The sequence below is a fragment of the Arthrobacter sp. SAFR-044 genome (genome assembly GCF_059414985.1).
In genome coordinates this window covers 88808-113586 of the sequence record NZ_JBPFDN010000012.1, presented here as the reverse complement: position 1 = coordinate 113586, position 24779 = coordinate 88808, and the positions used below count along the sequence as shown (strand labels likewise).

23 protein-coding genes are annotated in these 24779 nt (G+C 64.2%); 16 read left to right on the top strand and 7 right to left on the bottom strand.

Annotation, left to right across the window (positions count from 1 at the left end; genetic code table 11):
- Nucleotides 1-455: 455 nt before the first annotated feature.
- The 5 genes from ACR65J_RS17365 to rpsF all read right to left on the bottom strand — a co-directional run bounded on the left by ACR65J_RS17365 (nt 456) and on the right by rpsF (nt 3074).
- Entirely contained in the window at nt 456-1082 is a 627-nt protein-coding gene (locus ACR65J_RS17365) for an FMN reductase (protein ID WP_440171404.1), read from the bottom strand.
- 207 nt (nt 1083-1289) lie between these two features.
- Nucleotides 1290-1742: a 50S ribosomal protein L9 gene (gene rplI, locus ACR65J_RS17360; protein ID WP_018769834.1), complete on the bottom strand. Its 453-nt coding sequence runs from the start codon at nt 1740-1742 to the stop codon at nt 1290-1292.
- A 17-nt stretch (nt 1743-1759) separates the two neighbouring features.
- Nucleotides 1760-1999 carry a 30S ribosomal protein S18 gene (rpsR, locus tag ACR65J_RS17355; RefSeq protein WP_003800144.1) on the bottom strand — a complete coding sequence of 80 codons (240 nt, stop codon included), beginning with the start codon at nt 1997-1999 and terminating at the stop codon, nt 1760-1762.
- Between the two features lie 123 nt (nt 2000-2122).
- Nucleotides 2123-2698, bottom strand: a complete 576-nt coding sequence (locus ACR65J_RS17350; protein WP_440171402.1) for a single-stranded DNA-binding protein — start codon at nt 2696-2698, stop codon at nt 2123-2125.
- 70 nt (nt 2699-2768) lie between these two features.
- On the bottom strand, nt 2769-3074 hold the full coding sequence (rpsF, locus tag ACR65J_RS17345) for a 30S ribosomal protein S6 (protein ID WP_015939036.1): 306 nt from the start codon (nt 3072-3074) through the stop codon (nt 2769-2771).
- Between the two features lie 282 nt (nt 3075-3356).
- On the opposite strand from rpsF, the gene ACR65J_RS17340 reads away from it, so the two are divergent.
- The 8 genes from ACR65J_RS17340 (at nt 3357) to ACR65J_RS17305 (ending at nt 11062) form a co-directional block, all read left to right on the top strand.
- Entirely contained in the window at nt 3357-4157 is an 801-nt protein-coding gene (locus ACR65J_RS17340; RefSeq protein WP_440171400.1) for a glycoside hydrolase family 16 protein, read from the top strand.
- Nucleotides 4158-4476: 319 nt separating this feature from the next.
- Nucleotides 4477-5568, top strand: a complete 1092-nt coding sequence (locus ACR65J_RS17335; protein WP_440171398.1) for a hypothetical protein — start codon at nt 4477-4479, stop codon at nt 5566-5568.
- Between the two features lie 13 nt (nt 5569-5581).
- Nucleotides 5582-6400: a glycosyltransferase gene (locus ACR65J_RS17330; RefSeq protein ID WP_440171396.1), complete on the top strand. Its 819-nt coding sequence runs from the start codon at nt 5582-5584 to the stop codon at nt 6398-6400.
- The gene (locus tag ACR65J_RS17325; protein ID WP_440171395.1) at nt 6390-7679 is read left to right on the top strand and encodes a lipopolysaccharide biosynthesis protein; all 1290 of its coding nucleotides are present in this window, start codon (nt 6390-6392) and stop codon (nt 7677-7679) included. Before ACR65J_RS17330 ends, ACR65J_RS17325 begins: the two co-directional genes overlap by 11 nt.
- Nucleotides 7676-9457 (top strand): glycosyltransferase, encoded by a 1782-nt coding sequence (locus tag ACR65J_RS17320; protein ID WP_440171393.1) that lies wholly within the window; start codon nt 7676-7678, stop codon nt 9455-9457. The genes ACR65J_RS17325 and ACR65J_RS17320 overlap by 4 nt, the downstream gene beginning before the upstream one ends.
- Nucleotides 9454-9795, top strand: coding sequence for a hypothetical protein (locus tag ACR65J_RS17315; protein WP_440171392.1), 342 nt, complete (start codon nt 9454-9456; stop codon nt 9793-9795). The genes ACR65J_RS17320 and ACR65J_RS17315 overlap by 4 nt, the downstream gene beginning before the upstream one ends.
- On the top strand, nt 9792-9998 hold the full coding sequence (locus ACR65J_RS17310; RefSeq protein WP_440171391.1) for a hypothetical protein: 207 nt from the start codon (nt 9792-9794) through the stop codon (nt 9996-9998). The genes ACR65J_RS17315 and ACR65J_RS17310 overlap by 4 nt, the downstream gene beginning before the upstream one ends.
- Entirely contained in the window at nt 9995-11062 is a 1068-nt protein-coding gene (locus ACR65J_RS17305) for a hypothetical protein (RefSeq protein ID WP_440171389.1), read from the top strand. The genes ACR65J_RS17310 and ACR65J_RS17305 overlap by 4 nt, the downstream gene beginning before the upstream one ends.
- Nucleotides 11063-11357: 295 nt before the next feature.
- On the opposite strand, the gene ACR65J_RS17300 is transcribed toward ACR65J_RS17305, so the two are convergent.
- Nucleotides 11358-12353 (bottom strand): glycosyltransferase family 2 protein, encoded by a 996-nt coding sequence (locus ACR65J_RS17300; RefSeq protein ID WP_440171387.1) that lies wholly within the window; start codon nt 12351-12353, stop codon nt 11358-11360.
- Nucleotides 12346-13242, bottom strand: coding sequence for a glycosyltransferase family 2 protein (locus ACR65J_RS17295; RefSeq protein WP_498794978.1), 897 nt, complete (start codon nt 13240-13242; stop codon nt 12346-12348). The genes ACR65J_RS17300 and ACR65J_RS17295 overlap by 8 nt, the downstream gene beginning before the upstream one ends.
- A gap of 476 nt (nt 13243-13718) precedes the next feature.
- Between ACR65J_RS17295 and ACR65J_RS17290 the strand changes: the two genes are divergently transcribed.
- From ACR65J_RS17290 to ACR65J_RS17255, 8 genes are all read left to right on the top strand, one after another.
- A complete protein-coding gene (locus ACR65J_RS17290) occupies nt 13719-16406 on the top strand; it encodes a helix-turn-helix transcriptional regulator (RefSeq protein WP_440171383.1) in 2688 nt (895 codons plus the stop codon).
- Between the two features lie 154 nt (nt 16407-16560).
- The gene (locus ACR65J_RS17285; protein ID WP_440171381.1) at nt 16561-18153 is read left to right on the top strand and encodes a sugar transferase; all 1593 of its coding nucleotides are present in this window, start codon (nt 16561-16563) and stop codon (nt 18151-18153) included.
- Between the two features lie 27 nt (nt 18154-18180).
- The gene (locus ACR65J_RS17280) at nt 18181-19326 is read left to right on the top strand and encodes a Gfo/Idh/MocA family protein (RefSeq protein ID WP_440171379.1); all 1146 of its coding nucleotides are present in this window, start codon (nt 18181-18183) and stop codon (nt 19324-19326) included.
- A complete protein-coding gene (locus tag ACR65J_RS17275; RefSeq protein ID WP_440171377.1) occupies nt 19323-20318 on the top strand; it encodes an NAD-dependent epimerase/dehydratase family protein in 996 nt (331 codons plus the stop codon). The genes ACR65J_RS17280 and ACR65J_RS17275 overlap by 4 nt, the downstream gene beginning before the upstream one ends.
- Entirely contained in the window at nt 20315-21481 is a 1167-nt protein-coding gene (locus tag ACR65J_RS17270) for a DegT/DnrJ/EryC1/StrS family aminotransferase (protein ID WP_440171375.1), read from the top strand. Before ACR65J_RS17275 ends, ACR65J_RS17270 begins: the two co-directional genes overlap by 4 nt.
- Complete coding sequence (locus ACR65J_RS17265; RefSeq protein WP_440171373.1) at nt 21478-22137, top strand: acetyltransferase; 660 nt, start codon at nt 21478-21480, stop codon at nt 22135-22137. Before ACR65J_RS17270 ends, ACR65J_RS17265 begins: the two co-directional genes overlap by 4 nt.
- A complete protein-coding gene (locus ACR65J_RS17260; protein WP_440171371.1) occupies nt 22134-23264 on the top strand; it encodes a DegT/DnrJ/EryC1/StrS family aminotransferase in 1131 nt (376 codons plus the stop codon). Before ACR65J_RS17265 ends, ACR65J_RS17260 begins: the two co-directional genes overlap by 4 nt.
- A 22-nt stretch (nt 23265-23286) precedes the next feature.
- Nucleotides 23287-24774 (top strand): oligosaccharide flippase family protein, encoded by a 1488-nt coding sequence (locus ACR65J_RS17255; RefSeq protein WP_440171369.1) that lies wholly within the window; start codon nt 23287-23289, stop codon nt 24772-24774.
- Nucleotides 24775-24779: the final 5 nt, after the last annotated feature.

Here is a 24779-nt window from a genome sequence, read left to right as displayed (position 1 = left end):
CTCGTCGCCCGCTTCGTACCCGTCGGAGTCCCCGTCCCCGAATGCGACGGACCCTCAACACCAACATCACCCGTGGCAGCCGACGCAGTTAGCGGCACGACCAAACCACCCCCAAGCACGAGGAGAAGCGCAGTCAACAGGGCCCGCAGCCCCCTTTTCCGGGGCCCGCCGTAGGACCAGGACGCCTTGGGGACGTGCTCAAAGTGGCCAGAATTAGATAGTGGATGGTCCATCAACTTCACTCCCCGGTGTTGGATACTCAGCCAATCCCCAGGTTGTTCAGTGTTGGCGGTGCCGGTAGCAAAAACAACCCCCGGCGTGCCCCCTAAACCCTAGGGGACACAGCCCCTAATCCCCGCAAAACCCCTATTCCCTACCCCATGGAGGCAAAGCACGCGCCGGGCAGCCCCGGGGGTTCCCCTACTGCAGGGGGCCGGGTCCCCTTGCTGAGGCCGTCACGCCTTGCCGGAAATACCGGCAAGCAGCTGCTCGAACGGGAGGGATTCCAACGGGGCCGGCTTCCGCCCCGGCTGCGGCCCCTCCAGCAGGCGGGTGAACTCGCCGGCCGCGCGCTCGACCCGGTCCGCGAGGGATGCCGCGCCCTCCTCTGCGGTTCCCCAGTCTTGGGGCCCTGCAAAGACTCCAGTGGCCGCCATGCGCGTCCGGAGGTAGCTGAACAGTGGGCGCAGGGCGTAGTCAAGGACCATCTGGTGCCGGTCCGTTCCGCCAGTCGCACCGAGCAGGACAGCCTTGCCGTCCAGCGACTTGGGATCCAGGACGTCTACGAAGGACTTGAAGAGGCCGCTGTAGGAGGCGCTGAAGACCGGAGTCACGGCAATGATGCCGTCCGATGCCTCCACACTGGTGATAACTTCTGCCAGCCGCGGTGCCGCGTAGCCAGTGACAAAGTTGTTGGCGATGTCCACGGCCAGATCGCGGAGTTCGACGACGTCCAGCGCCACATCGTAGCCGGCAGCCCCGAGCTGCCGTGAGACGGCGGCTGAAAGCTGGCCGGCCAGCAGGCGGCTCGATGAGGGTACGCCAAGTCCTGCGGAAAGGACGGTGATGCGGCGGGTTTCCATGGCATTCTCCTGTACTCGTTCAATCCATCATACATGCATATGCATCTATACCGCTGAACCATTGCCAGGGGCCGGATATTCCCAACGAGTCTGCCGGAAGGGGCGGTTGGCGGGTCCGGGTTCACCGGAGGAGGCGCCACCGCACAAACGAAAGACCCCCGCCGCCGGAGTCCGGCAGCGGGGGTCTTTGACGTGGCGCAGGGGAAATTACTTTCCTGCCACCACGTCCAGTTCAATCACAGCGGCAACGTCAGCGTGGAGGCGGACGTTGGCCTGGTAGGAACCAACCGACTTGATGTGGGCGGGCAGTTCAACCTTGCGCTTGTCGATCTTGCCAAGGCCAGCGGCCTCAACAGCGTCGGCGACGTCGCCCTGCTTGACGGTGCCGAACAGGCGGCCGGACTCGCCGGCCTTGACGACCAGCTTGACCGGCTTGGCGGACAGTGCAGCGGCCTGCTTCTGAGCATCTTCCAGGGAAGCGTGCTCGCGGGCGGCGCGGGCAGCCTTGATGGACTCAACCTGCTTCTCGCCACCCTTCGACCAGGTCAGGGCGAAGTTGCGGGGCAGCAGGTAGTTACGTGCGTAACCGTCCTTGACCTCGACAACATCGCCGGCAGCACCGAGACCGGTGACTTCGTGGGTCAGAATGAGCTTTGCCATGTTAGTTAATCCCTTCCTTAGCCGCGGCCAGCGCCGGAGTAAGGCAGCAGAGCAACTTCGCGGGCGTTCTTGATTGCCTGGGCGATCTTGCGCTGTTCCTGCACCGTGACGCCAGTGACGCGACGGGCGCGGATCTTGCCGCGGTCGGAGATGAACTTGCGCAGCAATGCTACGTCCTTGTAGTCGATGACAGTGATGTCAGCGGCCTTCAAGGGGTTGGACTTTGGTTTGGGCTTACGGAGTTCAGCCTTAGCCATCGTGGAGCTCCTATTCTAGGGAGCCCGTGGATATTGATCCACGGGATGGTGGTGGTCCGACGGCGGCAGTACCTTGGGTGCGTGGCGCACCAGGCAACTCCCGCGCCGGGCCGTTTATGGGTTTTAGAAGGGAGGTTCGGAATCGGGGCCGTTGCCCCAGCCGCCTGCGTTGGACACACCGGGCGTAGCCCAAGGATCATCCTGTGCAGCCTGCTGGTTGCCGCCGCCCCAGCCTCCACCGGAGTTGCCACCCTGGTTTCCACCAGCGTTGCCGCCTCCGAAGCCACCGCCGCTGTTGCCGCCGCCGAAGCCGCCGCCACCCTGTCCGCCGGAGCGCTGGGTGCGGTTGACCTTGGCATTGGCGTAGCGCAGGCTGGGGCCGATTTCGTCGACCTCGAGCTCGATAACGGTGCGCTTTTCGCCTTCTTTTGTTTCGTAGGAGCGGCTCTTCAGGCGGCCGGTAACGATGACACGCATGCCCTTGGTCAGGGACTCGGCAACGTTTTCGGCTGCTTCACGCCAGACAGCGGCGCGGAGGAACAGGGTTTCCCCGTCCTTCCACTCGTTGGACTGGCGATCAAAGGTGCGGGGGGTGGAAGCGATGGTGAAGTTCGCTACTGCCGAACCGGACGGTGTGAACCGCAATTCCGGGTCATTGGTGAGATTACCGATGACCGTAATGGTGGTCTCGCCTGCCATCTACTGCCTCCTTGTTCGATCCTGGGTGAAGAGTGCGTTTCCTGCGGGGTAAAGAATGAAGACGGCTGAATTACTCAGCAACAACCTTCTGCTCTTCGGGGCGGGTGATCTTGGTGCGCATGATGGTCTCGTTAAGAGACAGCTGGCGGTCAAGTTCCTTGGCGGTCTCCGGCTTGGCGGTGAAGTTCACCACGGCGTAGATACCTTCGGACTTCTTCTTGATGTCGTAAGCCAGACGGCGACGGCCCCAGATGTCAACCTTTTCGATGGTTCCACCATCGTTGGTGATGACGTTCAGGAACTTCTGAAGCGACGGCTCAACGGTACGCTCTTCGACCTCGGGGTCGATGATTACCATCAATTCGTAAGGACGCATATGTGAACCCACCTCCTTTGGGCTAAGCGGTTACGGCATTTCCGTAACAGGAGGTTCATTTGCGATTCCGTGCAATGCCTTGCCGCCGGAACGGAGGCAGGACGCAGCACAGACTTCAATATCCTAGTGCATTTGGACCCGATAGGCGATTCGCGCTTGACTCAAGGCTAGGCGCGTGATGCGTCCCTTGGCAGCGTCCGGGCGGTTATGTGGAAAACCCGTCTCGGCGCGCGGCAACAGTTTCATCAGCACCACGCCGCTGGAGCCACTACCATCTGACGTATGCGTCGACATGTGATCGCCATAGGTGTGGCGACGATGTTTTTGTATGGCTGCTCTGCTCCCTTAGCCGAACCGGCAGCCAACGAGGCGGTTCCTGCCTCGGTTCCAGCAGCCCCGTCGGGGCCTGCTGGGCCAGAGACGGACTCGGCCGCGGCAATTTGGGATTGGGGCTCGCCGATTGCCGGCGACGAGTTCGACTACACCGGTGAACCGGACGCCACGAGGTGGTCCGTGTACGACAGTGCCGGGCATGCAGGCAAGGGCATTCGCAGTCCCCGGCAGGCGACGGTCGATGGCTCCAATTTGGTTATTACGGGAACAGCACGGGGTACTTCCGCTGGAATGAGCGCCAAATTTGGCCTCCAGAAGTACGGCCGGTGGGAGGTCCGGGCAGCAGGTTCAGGTGACGATGAATACCATATGGTGGCGATTTTATGGCCGGACAGCGGGGACTGGCCTTGCGACGGCGAAGTGGACTATATGGAAACTACCGGTGACTGGGGCCTCATCAACTTCTTCCACCATTACGGATGTTCGAACTCGAAGACTTCCGTATCCAAGGCCCTGGACCTTAGCCAGTTCCACAACTACGCCGTTGACTGGTCTCCCCATGCCATAGTCGGCTACGTCGACGGGGTGAAGTGGTTTGAGGACAACGATCCCGCGCACCAGCCTCCGGGTTCGATGCACCAGACGCTCCAATTGGACTGGTTTCCTGACGGGACCGCCAACGGGCCTGGCGAGATGCGGGTGGACTGGGTTCGCGTCTATGCGGCTGCAGGTGGTTCCCCGCCTCGTTAACCGCCGTCCCGCAGAGGGGTCCGTCGGCCAGGTACCCCCTATACCCCCAACGGCAATGCGGCAAGGTCCCTAATCTACCCAACCCCGGGTGAAGACCTGTCCCTCCACCCCTATCTACTGCGTAACGGCCAATTTCCCCACGTAGGACCCGGTGTAAAAGCGAGTACCTACTACCGGTGTTTACCTAGCGCCCCTACCCTACGCTCGATTCTGCCGGGGGAGTCACACCCCGTGGTTTTCGAATCCGCATAGGGGCACTGGCGGGCTTGGAGCCCAGGTATGGACACCACGGCTGACACTAATCAGACAGGGGAGGACCATGAGCACCAGGCGGACGAAGGCACTGCACTTCGACATTCACGGCCGCGTCAACATCAGCGTCGACGCGAACGCCCCGGCAGCAAAGCAGCTTCAGAGCATGCTGGCATGCTTTGCCTCGGACACGGAACGGCAAGCCGAAATCATCGTCGACGACCAGCCGGAATTCATGCCCGATGCAGGCCACGTGGAGCACGAACTGGCCTACACCGACCACAGCGTGCGTTTCCAGGCCGACCGGGTCCAGGTGGTACGGGATGCAGACAACTGGCGCATCCACGGCCCGGGCGAGCTGCTGACCACAGTGGTACCTGTTCTCGATGCCGCCATGGTGGCCCGGGGAGCAGCGATGTTCCACGCAGCAACGATGGCATTCCGGGGGCATGCCATCGCGCTTCCCGCAGCCGGAGGAACAGGCAAGACGAGCACCGCCGCAAAATTGATGCGACGCGAAGGATGGTCGTTCATGGGAGACGACTGGGCATTCCTCGCTGAGGACGCCACGCTGCTCGGGTACGCGAAGCCGATGTTTATCAAACCCCACCACCGGGCCATCTACCCGCACCTGTTCGAAGGTGCCCGCAAACCTCTCGTCCCCTCAAGGTTCTCCGGACCCGTCGGGCGCCTCACCACAGTCGTGCACCCTTACGTCATCCGTTATCCGCGGCTGGCAGATTTCTCCCGGCGCTGGTCGCCCGAGCACCGGATGGTTACCCCCCAGGCGGCATTCCCGGGCCGTGAAATAACCACCCAGGCCCCGCTCGCCGCTGCCATCTACATCGAGCGGTACGACGGCGCACGGACCAGGGCTGTAGAGCGGACCAGCGATTGGATGGTGGACCGCATGATCGGAAACTTCCATATCGAGATGGCGGGCTTCTCGCAGCGGGTCGTGACGGGCTTGGCGGCCACATCCGTCCTCCCTTGGCGCGAGCACTTCGCGGCGAAGGGACTCGTGCTGAACAAAGCGCTCGACGGCCGTCCCTGCCACCTGTTGCAGGTTCCTGAAGCCTACTCCGCGGACCAGGCGTCGGACGACATCGTCCGGCATCTTGAGGAGCTGTTGCCTTCGGTCCTCGACGAGCAGATCTGAAGGGGTTAGGACGATGGCCCACAGCACAGCAGACATCACGGCGGTCGTTCCGGCACGCAATGCGGAGCACTTGCTCCCCGGCTGCCTCGCAGCTTTGCGTCAGTCAGGCGTCGCCGAAATCATCGTGGTGGACGGCCTGTCCACGGATCGAACCGTCGACATCGCCCGCGAGGCCGGCGCCAGGGTCCTAAGCGACGAGGGCCGTGGATTGCCTTGGGCCCGGACCCTCGGTGTCCGCAGCAGCACGACACGTTGGGTCCTGCTCGTGGACGCCGACGTCGTATTTGGTGCCACCGGTGTCGCGGACTTGCTTATCGAGTTCGTGGAGGACGGATATGACGCCCTCCAGGCCGGGCTGGAAAGTGTTGCCGGCCCTGGCTACTGGGGTCAGGCGCTGGCGCATCACCATCGCACCGGCCGCAGCCGCAACTGGTTCGGGCTGGTAGCGACGTTGGTCGATCGGACCCTGATGTTGAACCTGGGCTTCGATGATTCTTTCAAGTCAGGGGAGGACATCGAACTGCGGTGGCGAATGAGGCAATCGGGAATGAAGACCGGCGTATCACAGCGGGTTCTCGTTGAACACAGATTTGCCGCAGACGACTTCGACTTCGCGCTCGACCAGTTCCTGATGGACGGAACAGGACTGGGACGGATGGTCCGCAAGCACGGCTGGCGCGGTGCGCGGTTGGCGCTCCTGCCGGCGGCTGCCGCAGCCCGGGGCAGCGTACTGAGCCTCGCCGCAGGCCAGCCTCAATGGTTGCGTTACTACATCGCCTTCTGCTGGTACAACTACGCGGGAATGGCTAGGGGTCTAGGTCGTGACGGCTGAACGGGAGATAGTGCCTCCAGAGGCCTCATCTACCGTCCGGCGGCACTCCCCCCTGCGCAGCTCCATCGGTCTTGTCATAGCCAAGGCCGCGCAAACCGGTACCGGTTTCGCCTTTTGGATCCTGGCCGCGCACGCTACGTTCGACCGTGAGGTCGGGCTCACCACAGCCGCCGTCTCGGCAGTGATGATATGCACACAACTGGCGGTGCTCGGCACTGGTTCTGCCGTGATCGTCTCGGTGGGGCGTGGGGAGCCTCCCGCCCGGGTGTTGGACGCAGCCTTCGGCATAGTGGGAGTCGCCGGCACGGTGCTTGCCCTCGGATACCTCGTGCTGGAGACATTTGTGGCCCCGGACACGGCCTCACTGTCGGTTCTCTTTTGGCTCACGTTTGTCGTAGCAGCGGTAGCGGGGACCATGTGTACGGTGCTGGACCAGGCTCTCGTAGCGTTGGGGCGCGGCGGCAGCGCGACGTTGAGGTACACGTTGGGCGGGCTGGCGTCACTCGCGGCGACAGCGCTGGTGGCCTGGCAGGCGCACGGTGCCTCCGCCGACGTGCTAATGGCCTGCTGGACTCTTGGGTCGGCGGTGTCGTGCATCATCGGCGCCGTCCAATTGCGGAAATTGGTCGGCTATCGGCCGCGCCCCACCCTGCACCCGGCACGCCACAGGCCACTGCTGATGCTGGGAATACCAAACCAACTCCTCACCCTTACCGAACGCGCCCCCGGACTCGTACTGCCGCTGCTGCTGGCGCACCTGGTATCGCCGGAGGTCGCTGCGTACTGGTACCCGGCATGGATGATGGCCTGGGCTGCATACACCGCACCAATGCTGATTGGCATCGTCCAATTCTCCGAGGGAGTGCGTGACCCGGACCGCCTGGCGACCACTACCTGGACCAGCTTCCGGTGGTCGCTGGTCATTGGAAGCCTGGCCGCCGTCGTACTGATTATCTTCGCCCACCCTCTTCTCCACCTGCTCGGTGACAGGTACGCAAACGCGTCCACCGTCGCCCTGCGGCTGCTGGCCGCCGGACTCGTGGCGTACGCAGTGCTGCAGGCCTATAACTCCGTCTGCCGCGTCCTGGGGCGCTACACAGAGGCCATCGTGGTCGGCGTAGTGCTCGGAACCGCGCTCTGCGTCTCGGCTCTATGGGCCGCTGAAAGGGGCTCAAGCGCCATGGCCCTTGCGTGGATGGTGGTGCTTTACGTCGGGGCCGTCGTGGTCGGCCTCCGACTGCTCGCAATTCTCCGCCGCGCCAAAAAGGAGGCGTCATGACCAGCACGCTGAAGCAACCGAGCCGGACCCGGGCACACCCCTGGAATGCCCGTGACATTTGGTGCGCCGTGGCAGGCGCCGTCTCACTGGCTCTGGCAGTGGGAAGTGCCGCCACAGTGGCAGTACCTGTAAACAGCGACCTTGGGCTAGTGGCTGTACTGCCCTATCCCTTCTGGGTGGGCGTTCTGATTGTCAACGTCGCCTTCGTCGTGGCGTTGCGGGGAGATGCCACCGGGCCCGCGCGCCGGCCGGTCATGCTGTGGCTCATCGCAGTCCTCGTGCTGATGCTCTTCGGCGCGGCCGCTTTCGTCACGGATGTCCCACGCGGCGAGGTTGCTTTCCGGCACCTTGGCATTGCCGACGCTCTTTCAACCTCCGGCGGCGTCGACCCGAACATCGATGCGTACTTCAACTGGCCAGGCTTCTTTGCGCTCCTGGCAACGGTGCTCCGGGCGACGGGTATTGATCCGGTGACCGTTGCCCTGTGGGCCCCGGTGTTCAACATGGGCTTGTGGCTCACGGCCGTGGGCGTGCTGGCCCGCTACCTGACGAAGGATCCGCGCCGGCGGTGGCTGGTGCTTTGGATCTTTTGCCTCGGCAACTGGCAGGACCAGGACTATCTGTCTCCCCAGGCCTTCGGTTTCTTCCTGTACCTGGTGGTAATCGTGCTGCTCATGGGCCCCCTTGCCGCCAAGGCTCCGACTTTCCCCGGCTTCAAGCGTGCCGGTCTCAAATCATGGTGGCAGGCGAGGACGCCGGCCGATGATCGTCCGGGGCACCGGGTCGGCGCCCTCGTGGTCACCCTCCTCCTGATTGCCGTCATCTGCGCAAGCCATCAACTGACGCCGTTCCTGGTACTGATCGCCGTCACCGCCCTCACCCTCAGCGGGCGGGTGTGGCCCGGCAGGCTGCCGCTCATCATCGGCATCCTGCTGGTGCTGTGGCTCGTCTATCCGGCAAGCACCTACCTTTCGGGCCACCCACCCCTGGCGGACGCCGGACTGCAGACCGCCATCGAAGCGAACGTTGTGGACCGCACGACGGGTTCAGCGGGACATGTGCTGGTGGTCCAGATCCGGATAGCGCTCACCCTTATTCTTTGGGCCCTCGCCACGATCGGTTCGATCCGCGACTGGCGCCGGGGATGCCTCGATATCCGGGTGGTCCTCCTGGCTGTCACTCCCCTGTTGCTCTTTCCCGTGCAGGCCTACGGCGGGGAAATGCTCATCCGCGTGTCGCTGTTTGCACTACCCTTCATTGCCGTGCAGGCGAGCTCGGTCCTGCTCCCCACCACAGGCGGCTTGCGTCTTTCGTCCCGCAACGCGGTGGTCCTGGTTCCAGCCTGTGTCCTGCTCGCTGTGATGACCGTGACCGGCAGGTTCGGCAACGCACAGTACGACGTGTTCGCTGACGATGAGATCGCCGCTGTCCAAGCCGTGGATAATCTCGCGCCACCCGGCTCCGCGATCATCTCGGCAGCCCATCCAACGCCGTGGCGCAGCCAGGACTACCTGGACCACCGGTACCGGACTATCGAGGACCTTTGCCCCTCCGACCTGTCGGCGGCAACGTGCGGCCCGCTGGTCTACCGTTACGCAAAGCACAACCCCGGCGGCGGCTACCTGCTGCTTATGAGTTCCGCGGAATCGAGCCTTGTACTGCAAGGCCAAACCACCCCACGCAGTTTCGAGGAGCTGGAGAATTGGCTCAAGGCACAAGACGGCGTAGATCTCGCGTTCAGCAACAGCGACGCCCGAGTGTACCGGGTGGCGCCATGAACGCCCGTACAGTAAGCCGGCCCACCATGGCGATCGCGCTCACGGCCGTGGTCCTCTCCGTGGTGTCCCTCCTCGGGCTGCCGACACCGATCCAGGCGGTCGCCGCACTCCTTGTTCTCGTCCTGCTCCCGGGACAGGCGCTCACCAGGCTTATGCGGGTCACCGACCTCGGCCTGGGCGCACTGCTCGTCCTGGCACTCGGCCTTGCCAGCCTTACCGCGGTATCCACGGCGATGTTCTACCTCTCCGTCTGGTCCTGGCAGGCCTGTCTCGTCACCATGGGTGCCATAACCATCCTTGCGTGCATTGCACGCGCACGGCAGGAGGCCGCGTCATGATCGATATCGCCGGATTGGTTGCCGCTGCGGTTCTGCTGTTTGCCCTTATCGGGCTGGAGGTCCGGCATACCGGGTCAGCCTCCGGACAGCCGGCCAGCCTGCGGCTCTTCAGCCGCGCCGTGAACATCAGGATCGCGGTCGGCGCCATGTGGCTGCTGGTGGTCATCCTCCTTTTCCCCCGTGTCCTGGGGCTGCTGACGTGAACCACGCGGCGCGATGGGTACTCCTCAGCGATCTCCACCTGGACGTGTCGGACAGCGACCCCCGGCACCCAGGGAAAGTCCTGCCGGAGTTCCTTCGCCGCGAGGTGTACGCAACCCGACCACCAGGCCTGGAGCAGCACGTCATCTTCCTTGGTGACACGTTTGAGCTCGTCAGGCTGGACGAAGCGCAGAGCCTTGCCAGGCTCGAGTCGATCCTCAAGCACCATCCCGAAACGTTGAGGGCGCTGCAGGCATGCGCTGCAGCGGGCGTGCGGCTGCATTTCGTCTGCGGCAACCACGACGTGGAGTTGGCGCGGCCCCCGGTGGCCGCGCGGTTGTCAGCGCTGCTGTCCCCCGGTGATCCCACGCGGGTCAGCGTGCACCCTTGGCTCCTTTACGTCCCCGGCGTGCTCGTGGCTGAACACGGGCACCTCCACCATGCGCTGCACCGGATACCCGAAGTGCTCCGCACCGCCGTCAATGGCACGGATGAGCTGGACCTGCCCCCACTGGCGGCCTGGCATGCGAATCCAACGGCATCGCGGCTTAGCCGTGCCGGAGCCGTGGCACGGGCCTGCGTGGCCTCGGAACGGGCGGAACGCCGGGTCGGGAGGCCTGCCTACGACGAGCTGCTGCAGACCGAATCGTTGCGGCTCACGCTCGACGGGACGGCAGTGCGGGAACTTGCCCGCCTCTCCCGTTTCCGGACCGTGTCAGCACTGCCCGTGACGGCCACCCGTATGGTGCTTGCTGCCGCCGGGCGCAACATCCATGGCGGCGGCCAGCCCCCCGCAGCGGCGGCCCGGGTCGCGGGGATCCTCGAAACGTACGGCTCCCGCGTGGCCTGGTATGTCTCAGCCCATACGCACCGTGCCCTCGAATCGACACTCGAGGCTTCTCCAACCCGATACATCAACACCGGGACCTGGTCATCCGACGTCCGCGGCCAGGGGCCCGACCAATCGGACCGCCAGGCTTTCCCCTATGCCCTGGTGGACGTTGCCGACGACGGTGCCACCAAGGGTGGACTGCGGTACTGGCGGCCGGAGCCGGGCCAGGTCTGAGAGTCATCCGGGCGCGGCTGTTATTGTTCAGGCGCTCTGCTGCGGAACCGGCGTCGATTTCCTCCCCCGGGACGTCGTGAACAGCGTGGCGTGATGTGAAAGGCGAGGGCCTGGGGACCCGGCCCTGTGCTGCGGCACGAGCGGCAGCGCGCACGCAGCCTGCGCGTGCCGCACGTGCTGCTTGCCGGCGTCGGCCTGGCAACTACCGTTGGACAGCGAAGTGCCGGGCCTTCTTGGATATGAAGACCCGGCACTTCGCGTCGCACCCCGACATTTAACTGTTAGCAGCCGCCGCTCACTGGACTTCCCGCCAGGGCGCGTCCTCAATTGCGAGCTCATCCAGGGGTGTGGAGCCATGAGCGATCCTGCGTCCACGTATGTAACCGGCGGATGTGAAGGCCAGCACGGCGAGGACGGACCCGGCCCGGCCCAGCCCTTGCGGGCTCCCACCCCGGCTCCAATCGCGGATTCCGGAAAACACTGCGCGCGGCAAGGTACTGCGGACGTACCGCCGTTCCGGGCCGAGGGCACGTTTCTGTCCCACGATGTGGCTGACCTGGGCTTTGGAGATGCCTTCAGACCAGGATCTCGAGAGCATGTAACGCACGGTGCCACGTTCCGCCGGTACATGGTGCCGGACCAGGGCCGCGGGTTCGTAGACGATGCGTGAGCCAGGTGATCCCATGGTGGAACGGATACAAATTTCTGTCTCCTCGCAACCGAGCGGCAACGTGCCTTTCCGGCCAAGCAACTGGTTGAAGCCACCCACCTGGCGCAGCACCTCACGCCGGAACGACATGTTGGCTCCAATGACGTTCCGGACTTCGGAAGCCACACGAGGCAACCCTCGGTGGCTGCATCCGACAATCCAGTCCAGTTCCTCCGCGAAGTAGCCCGGCCGGCCGGATTCCCACAGCGGAACAACCTTCCCGCCCACGGCAAGAACGTCGGGGTCGTCGTACAACGCCAGCAGTCGTTCAAGCCAATCCGGTGCCGCCTCGGCGTCGTCATCAAGGAAAGCGACGATGTCAGATTCGGCGAGCCCGACGCCTGTATTGCGGGCACCCGACAGACCGGGCAGTCCGGTGCTTTCCACGATGGTGACGTCGTCGACGATTTCGACGAGCCTCTCGTGCAGTTCCTTGTTGTGGTCGATGACAACCAGCACCTGGTCCGGTGCGAGGGTCTGGTTGCGGACTGATTCGATGACGTCCAGCAGCAGGCCCCACCGTTCCAAGGTGTAGGCGCAGATCACCACTGAGACAGACAGGGGTTTGATGCGGTCAAGCATGCCGGCTCACCGCCGACAAAAGGACGTTGTCGTGTGCGCTGGCCGGAGTGAGGACGCTGTGTGGGTCCACGGGGAGCCGCGGAAAGCGGACGTTGGAGTAGGTGTATTTCACGCGGCGAAGGGCCTCCGGCCGGGCGCCTGCCGTCGGCGCCTCCCACACCGTGCACTCCCGGGCCAGCGTGTGGAGGACCCGCCAGCCGTCGCGGAATGTCTGGAGGTTGGAGGCTCCCGAAATACGGTCCAGTTCAAGGCTGGGGACTTCCGCAATTCGCAAGCCGGCCCTGGCAGCCCGGACAATGAGCTCAGTCTCGATCTCGAAACCGTCAGACTCCAGTTCCAGCACCGGCAGGCATTCCCGACGGAAGGCGATGTATCCGTAGCAGAGATCCGAGTAATTGCTGTGCAGTACCGCGTTTGCGAGTCGGGTCAGGGCCCTGTTGCCGGCCTTCCGCAACCGGGTAAGGTCCTCCGACCCACCTCCGGTTACGTGCCGGGAGCCCTTCACGAAATCGAAATCATGCTGGAGCGGCGCAACGAACCACCCGATTTCCCGGGGGTCCATACTCCCGTCCGCGTCCAGCATCACGATGATGTCGCCTGTTGCAGCGGCAAAGCCGGAGCGAAGGGCTACGCCCTTCCCCTTCCGGGTTTCATTGACCACCACCACATCGGCACGCACTGCCTTGGCCACCTCAACCGTGTTGTCCTGCGAGCGGCCATCCACAATGATCACCTCATCGACGTAGGACGGCATTCGGCGCAGGACCCAGGGTATGTTTTTTTCTTCATTCAGCGTAGGAATGATCACACTGATTGACGCTTGCGGAGATAACAGTCCCGGCTCGGAAAACAGAGCTGGAAGTTGGGGCGAAATCGACAATTGCCTCACCACTTCATGACAGTTCGGATTCTTGACAATGCAGGCGTCGGTTACGGCGGCTGCACTAACGCTTAATCCGGTCATGGTCTGGTCGCTGTCCCCCAGCAACCCATCGCCAATCCTCTGGCCGTGTAGGAAGACTATCCCCTACCTAATGCGGGTATCACGAGTAGTAGGTACTCGCTTTTTACCTACCGTTTACCCCCTGTTAGGCAAGTAAGGGGCTGCGGGTTTTCCGAATTCGTTAGGTATAGGGGATTGCAACGGCCCTTAAGCGGTGGGGGCAGGGGAGGAGGACCTCCCCACAGGGCCTTGAGCAGGTCCGGACGCCAATCTTGATCGAATCCAGCGGTAACCATGTGGTGCGGCTGCTGGTTGCGACGCTATATTCGCAGGCACCGGCAGAAATCCGCACTGGGAGCGGATGCCGGGACATGTACTGGAAGTGCAGCAATGCGGTCTCCTTCTCGACGAATGGGGACACCATGCCACTTATCGGCCGAAGCAAAGAACTGGACCGCATCATGTCGGTCATCCGTGGGCCCAAGGACAGCGCATTAGCGGTAGTTGGCAGCAAAGGCACGGGCAAATCCGCCTTGTTGTCCGCCATTCCCACTCTTTCCGATTACCGCACCGTATTCCTGTCCGCCAGCGCTGCCGAATCGGACTGGCCGTTATCGGGGCTGACCGCGCTCCTGAGCGACATGGACGATCCCGTCCTGAACCGCATCGCCGACGAGCTCCTGCGGGACACCAGCGGGGCCATGAGCGTGCCGGCAGTGTCCAGCATGCTGCTCAACGGCCTGCACCAGCGCTCCTCGTCACGCACCATCATCGTGCTCGATGACGCCGACCAGCTGGATCCCAGCAGCCAGGCAGTGATCGGATTCGTAGCCAGGCGTTTGACGGGAACGGACATCGTCCTGTTTGTCAGCATGCGGGAGGACCTACCGGAAAGCCCCTTCAGCGGCCTTCCTGCCCTGGCCCTTGGCCCGCTGGGCTACAGCGACACGGTACGGATGCTGGAGAGCTTGCCCGCAAAGAGGACCACGACGGCGGCCGCCCACGCGGTTGCCGCAGCTACCGGCGGCAACCCCCTTGCCGCCGTCGACCTTTACGGCCGGCTGCTGGAAAGGCATGCAGAGGGCAAGTACGCGCTGCCCGTCCCGCTGCCCTCCGGGAGCAGCTTTGATGCGGAGTACGCGTCGGCGGTGGGTGCGCTGACCCCTGGCGCCCGCAACGTCCTGGACCTGCTGGCCCTTTCCTTCCGCAGTGACATCACCACGATCGAGAAGATCGACCGCGAAGTGTGGACGAGCGTGGACGAGCTGCTGGCTGCCGGCCTGGTCAAGCGGACGGGACCCCATCTGGGGATCGGTGACCAGCTGCTGCGGGGATACGTCTTCATGGCCATGACTCCGGCCGTTCGCACGGCCAACCACAGGGCCCTTGCGGAAGCAGCCGGCGACACGGACCCTTATGCCCGCAGGTGGCACCTGAGCTTTACCGCCCTGGAACGGCAAACCCCGTTCCAGCTGCTGCGGCACGCTGTTGACCTGATCCGCGGCGGTGAGGTGGGTTTCGCGGTCGAGTATATTGAGCGCGCCCTGACCATCAACCCCTGGGAAGCGGAAACGGCGGCGCGCCTGACCAGCGTGGCTGAACTGTTGTTCAACCGGGGTGAGTTCGTGTACGCGCGCCGCTACCTGGAATGGGCACAGCGGGTTACCCGCAACCCCGCACTGATCCTTCGGCTGACCGGCCTGTCTTTCGAAATCCAGTTCCTCCAAGGAGCCGCCGTGCGTTCCAGCATGGTTCTCCGGCTTGTGAAGGAGTTCGGCCAGCACGATCCGGCCTATGCCGCCAGCCTGCTGGCCATCGGTGCCCTCTACTACGCCGAGCGGTGGGAACTGCAGGAAGCCTCCGAGCTCCTGCGCCACAGCAACGCGTTCCGCGGGTCAGCATCCGCGCAGTGCCTGGGCATCGCCGACCGCGCCAAGCTGCTGGTCGAGTCGATCGGCGGCGACACGGCCAACCTTGGCCGCAAGCAGGAACAAACGGGCACCGCCCGGGCAGCCGGCCTCTTGGTGCACGGCCGGGCCCTCACGTACGCCGAGCACTATGAAGGCGCCCACGAAACCTTTGCCCTGCTCAATAATTCGGACGAACCAGGCCACATCAACTGGCAGAAGACCGCCGCATTCATGGCAGTGGACAACGCGATCCGCGCCGGCAACGTGCGCGCAGCCGTCCGGCTGATCGACGAACTTGAGCTTTCCGAACCCGAACTGAAGTACCACCGTGCGACGCGGCACCTCTTCCGGGTGTGGCGTGCACACTCCCTTGGCGATGATGCCCAGGCCCGTGCTTACGCAACCGAGGCGCTCCGGTATGCGGGCGCGGACAGCCACCCTGCCATCACGGCACAGCTTGCGGCCTGCCAGGGCCACTTCGCCCTGTTGCGCGGCGATCTGGCGGAGTCCGTTGCCCAGTTGTCGCACGCCGTCGACATCGGCAAGGGGTTCAGCAACCCCACCCTCCTGCGCTGCGAAGCGGACTTGGTGGAGGTACTGATCCGCCTGGGCCGGCACCACGAGGCCACGCAGGCGCTTCTGCGCCTCGAGAGCCGTGGGGTGGGGCTGCGGTCCCCGTGGCTGATGATGGCTGTTGCCCGGAGCCGTGCCCTGCTTGCGGACGGCGAACAGTCGCTGCAGCTTTTCAGCCAGGCACTCGAAGGCAGGAATGGGCACACCCTTGAAAGGGCAAGGACCCTCATGTGCTATGCGGAGCGGCTGCACGCGTTCGGCAGGCTGCGCGACGCACGGGATGCATTGCTCCGGGCCAAGGTGATGTTCGACGAGGCGGGTGCGGATGCATGGACCCAGCATGTGGATGCCCTCCTGCTGGATGAGCGCATGGAGCCTGTCCGCCCGCAGGGCAACCCGGCGATGCTGTTGCTCGCGGACCATGAGCGGGCGTTGGCAAAGATGGTGGCACGGGGCATGCGCAACAAGGAAATCGCTGCGACCTTGTACGTGTCCGTGCGCACGGTCGAAGTGCGCCTCACTGCCATTTACCGCAAACTCGGCGTTGAGTCCCGGGCGCAGCTGACCGCCCTCGCCGCGCGCAAGGGATCCACGGCCGCCGAGCCGTACGTCCTGCCTGTCCTATAGGCCTAAAGTCCTGCAATCTGCAGGTCCCCGCAGTTTCCACATCCTTCCCTTGCAGGATCCACAAAGGACTTGCCGGCCCGGCAAAACCCCGCACCTCTGCGGCTAGTTTTGCTTCACGGCCAGAGAACAGGCGGCTACGCCGGAAAGGGGAACCATGGCAGAGATACCAGTAGCCAAAACCCGGCAGGCTGCGTTCGGCTGGCCCGTTGCGCCCGCTGCTGCACAGCGGGTGTCAATACAGCAGTCGGCGGCAGCGGAGACCGCAGGAACCCGGTTTCCGCTGCCGCCGTCAGCATCGACTTCTCCCGGGGCGAAGACCAGGAGCAGAAAAGCAACGGCAAGTTGGATTTCGCTGCATCTCAATCTCCTCAGGGGAGCTGACGCCGCAGTGGTCACGGCAGCTGTCTACACAGGTTTCCTTCTCTCCGAGGACGGGTTCTCACCTGTTGGACCGAAAGATGGGGGTGCAGCGGCAGCCGCCGCTGCACTCACGGTCATCTGGCTGGGGGCACTGGAGGCCTACCATACGAGGGATGCCAAGGTACTTGGCATCGGTGCCGACGAATACAAACGTGTCGCATCAGCCACCCTGCGGATCTTTGGCCTGATGGCAATCGCTGCGGTGGTCTTCTCCATCCACGGTGCCAGCGCCTTCGTAACAGTCTCCCTCCCCCTGGGCCTGGTAGCCCTGACGGCTAACCGCAAGATGTTTCGCCGGCGGCTGGCAGCCGAAAAGGCAAGAGGGCGTCATCTCTCGCGCGCCGTAGTGGTGGGCGATCCTGAGGATGTTCGCTATGTGGTCCAGCAAGTCCGCAAATCAGGGGCTGTGTACGAGATCCTCGGCGCTTGCCTTCCCGGGGCAAGGCGGGGAGCCTGCCTGCGGGTGGACGGCCAACCGGTACCGGTGCTCTCCTCCACGGATGACATCGCCCGTACCGTCCGCTCGGTGGAGGCCAACTCGGTAATTGTCGCTGGTCCCCTACCAGGCGGAAACAGGTTCATTCGTGAGCTGGGATGGAAGCTGGAAGAGTCCGCGACGGAACTCATTCTGGCCGCAACCCTCACCAATGTTGCCGGTCCACGCATCCACTGGCGGCCTGTGGACGGATTGCCTCTGATGCACGTGGATATTCCACAGTACGCCGGAGCAAAACACGTCTTGAAACGGGTCCTGGATGTCACGGCTGCGCTGATCGCCCTCTTGGTCCTCTCACCCGTACTCCTCGTGCTCGCGCTGATCGTCCGGTTGGACAGCCCCGGTCCCGTCCTCTTCCGGCAGGACCGGATCGGCAAGGACGGCCAGGTGTTCGGAATGCTCAAGTTCCGCTCCATGGTGGTCGACGCCGAGGCGCGCCTGGCTGCCCTGAACCAGCAGAACCAAGGGGCGGGGGTGCTTTTCAAGATGAAGGATGACCCCAGGGTCACCCGCTGCGGACGCTGGATGCGCAAGTACTCGCTGGACGAACTCCCACAGCTTTGGAACGTGGTCCTAGGGGACATGAGCATGGTAGGGCCCCGGCCCCCGCTGGCTCGCGAAGTCAGCGGCTACGAACGCCATACCCACCGCAGACTCCTCATCAAGCCGGGAATCACCGGACTTTGGCAGATCAACGGCCGCTCCGATCTTCCTTGGGATGAAGCGGTCCGGCTGGACCTCTACTACGTCGAAAACTGGTCACTTGCAGGTGACCTGCTGATTCTATGGCGTACGTTTCGGGCCGTCGTCCGGCCGTCCGGCGCCTACTGACATCACATACACAGGAAAGAAAGTGACATGAGAGCATTCGCCAATCCATTCCGTGCCCCTACCCACCCGCAACCTGCCCGCAAACTCCAGATCGCCGTCGTCGGTGCCGGCTATTGGGGACCAAACCTGGCGCGCAATCTGGTCGCCAGCCCCGATTGGGACCTGGTGGCCATCTGTGACCTCGACCTTGAGCGGGCTCGGATGTTGGCCGACACACTCGGCGGGATTGCCTGCGTAGAGTCCCTGGACGAATTGCTGGACAACTTCGACGTGGATGCCGTGGCCATTGCGACACCGGCCCGCACCCACCATGGAACGGTCATGACGGCCCTGCGCGCCGGGAAGCACGTCCTGGTGGAAAAGCCGTTGGCGGACAGCAGGGAACACGGGCAGCAGATGGTTGCCGAAGCCCAGGCAAACGGACTGGTCCTCATGGCAGACCACACCTATTGCTACACGCCGGCCGTCCTAAAGATGCAGGAGCTGATTCAGTCCGGATCCCTGGGCGAAATCCTTTTCGTGGACTCCACCCGCATCAACTTGGGACTGGTGCAGCCCGACGTGAATGTTTTCTGGGACCTGGCACCCCATGATCTCGCAATCCTGGATTTCGTCCTCCCGGGCGGTCTGCATCCGGCCGAAGTGTCGGCCTTCGGCGCGGACCCGCTGGGAACCGGACGCGATTGCGTGGGACACCTCAACTTCCGGCTTCCCAACGATGCCACCGCCCATATCCACGTGAACTGGCTGAGCCCCACCAAGATCCGGCAAATGGTCATCGGCGGATCCCTGCGGACGCTGGTATGGGACGATCTGAACCCACAGCAGCGGCTCAGCGTGTACGACCGTGGGGTAAGCCTGGACCGGCAACCGAAATCAGTGGGTGAGAAGACGTCAACCGCCGTTTCCTACCGGCTGGGCGACACATGGTCCCCCGCCCTGCCGGAACGGGAGGCCCTTGGCCAGGTGGTAGCGGAGCTGGCGGCCTGTATCCGCAATCGCCGGGAGGCCCGGACAAGCGGCGCTTCCGGGCTCCGCGTGCTATCCGTCCTCGAAGCGGCCAACCAAAGCCTGGCTTCGGATGGCCGTCCGACACCCGTGGCCGGACCTGACTTTTCGGCGCCCGATGCTGAATTTCCTGGAAACAGCCCGGAACTGGAGGGTGCCCGATGAACGCGTTGGAAGGGGCCAGAGTCCTGGTAACGGGCGGGGCCGGCACCATCGGATCAACCCTTGTGGACGCCCTGCTTGACGGCGGTGTGCGGCACGTCGACGTCCTGGACAACCTGGTCCGCGGCCGGTTGGATAACCTCTCCGGTGCCCTGGCAACCGGGCAGGTTGAACTGGTTCGGGGCACCATCCAGGACCGGGACCTCGTCCATGACCTCACCAAAGGCAAGGACCTGGTATTCCACCAGGCCGCCATCCGCATCACCCAATGTGCCGAAGAGCCGCGGCTGGCCCTTGAGGTGCTGGTAGACGGAACATTCAACGTCCTGGAGGCCGCCGCGGAGCACAAAGTGGACAAGCTTGTGGCAGCATCAAGCGCCTCTGTGTACGGGATGGCCGAGGAGTTTCCCACCCCCGAACGGCATCATCACGCCAACAATGACACCTTTTACGGCGCCGCCAAGTCCTTCAACGAGGGCATGGCCCGCAGCTTCCGTGCCATGACGGGACTCGACTACGTGATCCTCCGCTACTTCAACGTTTACGGGCCCCGGATGGATGTCCACGGCCTGTACACCGAGGTCCTGGTGCGGTGGATGGAGCGGATCATGGACGGGCAGCCGCCACTGATCTTCGGCGACGGACTCCAGACCATGGATTTCGTGCATACCGCTGACGTGGCGCGTGCCAATGTCCTGGCGGCCGGCAGCGACATTGCCGAGGGAGTCTACAACGTGGCCAGCGGGGCGGAAACCAGCCTGCTGGAAATGGCGCAGGCACTGCTGCGGGTGATGGGCTCTGGTCTTGAAGTGGAGCATGGGCCTGCACGGCAGGTAAACGGCGTGGCCCGCCGGCTGGCCGACACGTCGGCTGCCGCACGCGATCTTGGCTTCAAGACCGAGGTGGAACTTGAAGAAGGACTTCGGCAACTCGTCAGCTGGTGGATGCCTCTGCGCGACGAGATTGCCGCTGCACGGAAGGTTGGTGCCCGATGACTGCGGAAGCATCCCTTACCCGGATCAACGTGATGAAGCCCTGGCTCGGGGAAGAGGAAGCCCGGGCCCTGGCCGAGGTGGTGGCCTCCGGGTGGGTGGCGCAGGGACCCAAGGTTAAGGAGTTTGAGTCCCGCTTTGCCGAATCCCAGGGTGTCCGGCACGGCGTGGCCACCTCCAGCTGCACCACCGCCCTCCACCTGGCGCTGGTGGTGGCGGGAATCGGGCCGGGGGACGACGTCGTCGTTCCGTCCCTGTCCTTCATCGCCACGGCGAACGCGGTCACCTACGTGGGCGCCCGGCCGGTGTTCTGCGACGTGGACCCGGTCACCGGGAACGTGACGGCAGAGACCATCCATGCCGCACTTACCTTGGACACCCGGGCCGTGATCGTGGTGGACCAGGGCGGCGTTCCGCTGGACATGGATCCCATCCGTGAACTGTGCGACCGCCACGAGATCACCGTGGTCGAAGACGCCGCATGCGCGGTGGGGTCAACGTACAAGGACCAGCCGGTGGGTGTGCGCGCGGATGTCACCGTGTGGTCCTTCCATCCGCGCAAGATCCTCACCACCGGTGAGGGCGGGATGCTCACCACCAACCGGGCCGACTGGGCGGCGAGGGCCAGGACCCTGCGGGAGCACTCCATGAGCGTGTCCGCCGCAGACCGGCACGGATCGCTGCTGACACCTTCCGAGGACTACCTTGAGGTGGGGTTCAACTACCGGATGACGGACCTGCAGGCCGCCGTCGGAATCGTCCAGCTGGGCCGGCTCCCGGCGGTGCTGGAACGGCGGCGGGACATTGCGGCGCGGTACGTAGCCGGCCTTTCGAGGGTGCCGGGCCTGCGGCTGGTGTCGGATCCTCCTTACGGCACCACCAACTTCCAGTCGTTCTGGGTGGAGGTCCTGCCGAGCTTTGGGACCACGCGGGACGGGCTGATGGAAAAGCTGGCCGAGGCCGGGATCTCGGCGCGCAGGGGCATCATGGCGGCGCACCGCCAGCCTGCCTACCGGTGGCGTGACTCCGGCGGATCCCTGCTGCAGCACACGGAACGGCTCAACGACAGGACCCTGATCCTGCCGGTCTACCACGAGCTGGACAACGACGGACTGGGCAGGATCATCAGCACCATCAGGGCTGCAGCTGCGGGGACGCGCACATGAGTGAGCTGATCCTGATAGCTGCCAGCGGCCTGGCCCGCGAAGTCCTGGCGATGGTGCGCAGCAGCGGCCAGTACGACGTCGTCGGCCTGCTTGACGACGACAAGGAAATGGCGGGCGTGACCGTGGACGGTGCGCCCGTACTGGGGACCATCGATGACGCCGCGAAGTACACGCACGCGTTCGTCCTGGTATGCATAGGTTCCGGCAGGGTCCGCGAAGCTGTGGTGGAGCGGTTGACCGCGATGGGCCTCACCGAGGCCCGTTATGCCATCGCCGTGGATCCCTCCGTCCAGTACCCGGAGGGGTGCCGTGTCGGGAGGGGCAGCATCCTGCTGCGGAACGTCACGCTCACGGCATCGGTCACGCTGGGATCGCACGTGGTTGCCATGCCGTCGGTGACATTCACGCACGACGACGACGTGGCCGACTTCGCGACCTTCGCTGCGGGCGTGTCGCTGGGCGGCGGAGTCCGGATTGGCCGGGGAGCGTACCTGGGCATGAACGCGAGTGTGCGGGAACGGACGTCCGTGGGGGCGTACGCCACGGTGGGCATGGGCGCTGCGGTCCTGAGCAACGTGCCCGACGGCGAGACGTGGGTAGGTGTGCCGGCGCACGAAATCAACGGGGAGAACTTCAAGTTTCGGGGGATGTCATGAGCACAGGGGTAGACGTAGAGAGCGTTCCGCTGGTGGATCTGGCCGCGCAGCAGGCGGAGGTCCACGAGGAAGTCATGGCGGAACTGGCCGACGTTTTTTCTTCAGCTTCCTTTATAGGCGGACCTGCCGTCTCAAATTTCGAGTCCGCGTATGCCTCCTTTCTAGGCGCCCGGCATTGCGTCGGCGTTGCCAACGGAACCGACGCGCTGGAACTTGCACTCCGGGCCGGGGGTGTATGCCCCGGCGGGGAAGTGATCCTGCCAGCCAATACGTTCATCGCGACGGCCGAGGCGGTGAGCCGGATCGGCGCCGTGCCCGTGCCTGTTGATGTGGATCCGGAGTATTTACTGATTTCCCCTGAGGCGGTCGCCGCTGCGGTCACATCCCGTACGCAAGCGATAGTGCCGGTGCATTTGTTTGGGCAGACCGCGTTCGTGGAGCGCCTGGTGCCCATCGCGCAGTCCTGCGGTGCCGTGATCATCGAGGACGCTGCGCAGTCGCAGGGTGCAACACGCTTTGGTGCCCATGCCGGGACATTGGGCGCGGCTGCAGGGACCAGCTTCTACCCTGGCAAGAATCTTGGAGCCGCCGGGGATGCCGGAGCGGTGCTGACCAATGATCCCGGACTTGCGGCGCGGGTCCGACTGCTGGGCGCGCACGGCAGCTCTGAAAAGTACAGGCACGAGGCCATAGGGTTCAATTCGCGGCTGGACACGGTGCAAGCTGTGGTTCTCAAGGCAAAACTTGCCAGGCTTCACGCATGGAACCTGCGGCGGCGCGCGGCCGCGGAACGGTACGCTGCGCTTCTGGCCGATGTGCCGGGGGTTGAGATCCCCCGGGAGGCCCCCGGAAACGTGGATGTGTGGCATCTGTACGTAGTGCGGGTCCAGCACCGGGATGCCGTCCTCCAGGCGCTGCACGCTGCCGGGATCCACGCCGGAATCCACTACCCGGTGCCGGTTCACCTCAGCGAGGCGTATGCCGGCGGCCATTCCGGTTCGTTCCCTGTTGCCGAAGAAGCCGCCCGCCGGATCCTGTCGCTGCCGCTGTTCCCGCACATCACCGCGGAACAACAGCAGCGGGTCGCAGAGGTGCTGGCAGATGCCGTGGGAGCGGCAGGATCTTGACGACGTCGTGGTGGGGTAATCGATGAAACGCCCGGGCCTGGCCTCTGACCCTGTGGATGGCAAAACGCCCCCAGGCCTGCGCGAGAAGTCCGGCGCAACCGCAGCGCTTGCCTGGAGCCTGCTGAACACGGGGGTCGCCAAGTTTGGCACCCTGGGCATTGGGATTGTCTTGGCCCGGTTGCTGGGCCCTGATTCATATGGCAGCTTTGCGGTTGCCATGGTGGCGCTGCTTGCCGTGCTGACAGTCAACGAGCTTGGTGTCAGCCTCGCCATCGTGAGGTGGCCGGAGGATCCCGCACGGATTGCACCCACCGTGACCACCATCTCGATCGTGTCCAGCGCACTGCTCTGTGTGGCCGGTCTTGCCGTCGCCCCCTGGTTTGCGGACCGCATGGGTGACCCCGGTGCGACGGATGTAGTGCGGGTCATGGTGTGCTGCGTCCTGGTGAGCGGCGTCGTCGCCACCCCTGCAGCCCTGATGCAGCGCGCATTCGACCAAAAGACGAAGATGCTCATCGACCAGGTGAATGTCTGGGTAGGGGCTATCGTTTCGATCTGCCTGGTATTGGCCGGCGTAGGTGCAATGAGCTTGGCTGTTGGCCGGCTCGCCGGAACGATGGCCGGCGGGCTGCTCTTCGTCCTCAAGTCGCCCCTGCCCGTGCGCCCCGGCCTTGACAGGAGCGTCCTGATGCCGCTGCTGCGGTTCGGGCTGCCACTGGCAGGGACCAGCATCATCGTGTTTTGCGTCGGATACCTGGACCAATTGGTTACGGGCAGTACCCTCGGACCGGTCATGTTGGGGATGTATGTACTGGCCTTCAACTTGTCGAGCTGGCCGGTAACCATGTTCTCCCAGCCACTGCGGAGTGTAGCTCCCGTGGTGTTGGCCCGGCAGCAGCATGACCCGGAAAGCATGCGTTCAACAGTCACGGCCCTGATCGGCGTGATGATGTGCGTTGTCTTCCCCGCAATTACGTTCCTGGCAGCCGAGTCCGAGACCATCGTCCGGATTGTTTACGGCGACGTGTGGGCGGGTGCAAGCACCGCCCTTTTTTGGCTTGCCATGGTGGCGGGACTCCGGATCCTGTTCGAGTTGATCTACGACTATCTTGTCGTTGCAGGAATGACGGGCTCCATCATGTCCATCCAGGTGGGTTGGCTGGTGGCCCTGATACCGGCACTGTTCCTCGGCGCCAGCGCTGGCATCGCCGGGGTGGCCATGGCCCAGTTCGTGGTCGTGGTGGCGCTGGTCCTGCCCCTGTACCTCTGGCGGTTGCGGGCCGTGGGAATCAAGCCGCTCCGGGTACTCCGCCAACTGCTGTTGCCTGCAGGGGCGTCGGCAGCACTCTTAACCCTCTCCGCCATCTTCGGCCGCCTGGAACTCGCTGTTCCATGGGCCCTGCTGCTCTCCGGAGCTGCCACCGTCTGCGTCTCAGGAGTCCTGCTCTGGTTCAAGCGCGCAGACGTTGCCATGTTGACGAAACTGGGAAGGAGCGGCGCCCTTGCGTAGCATCA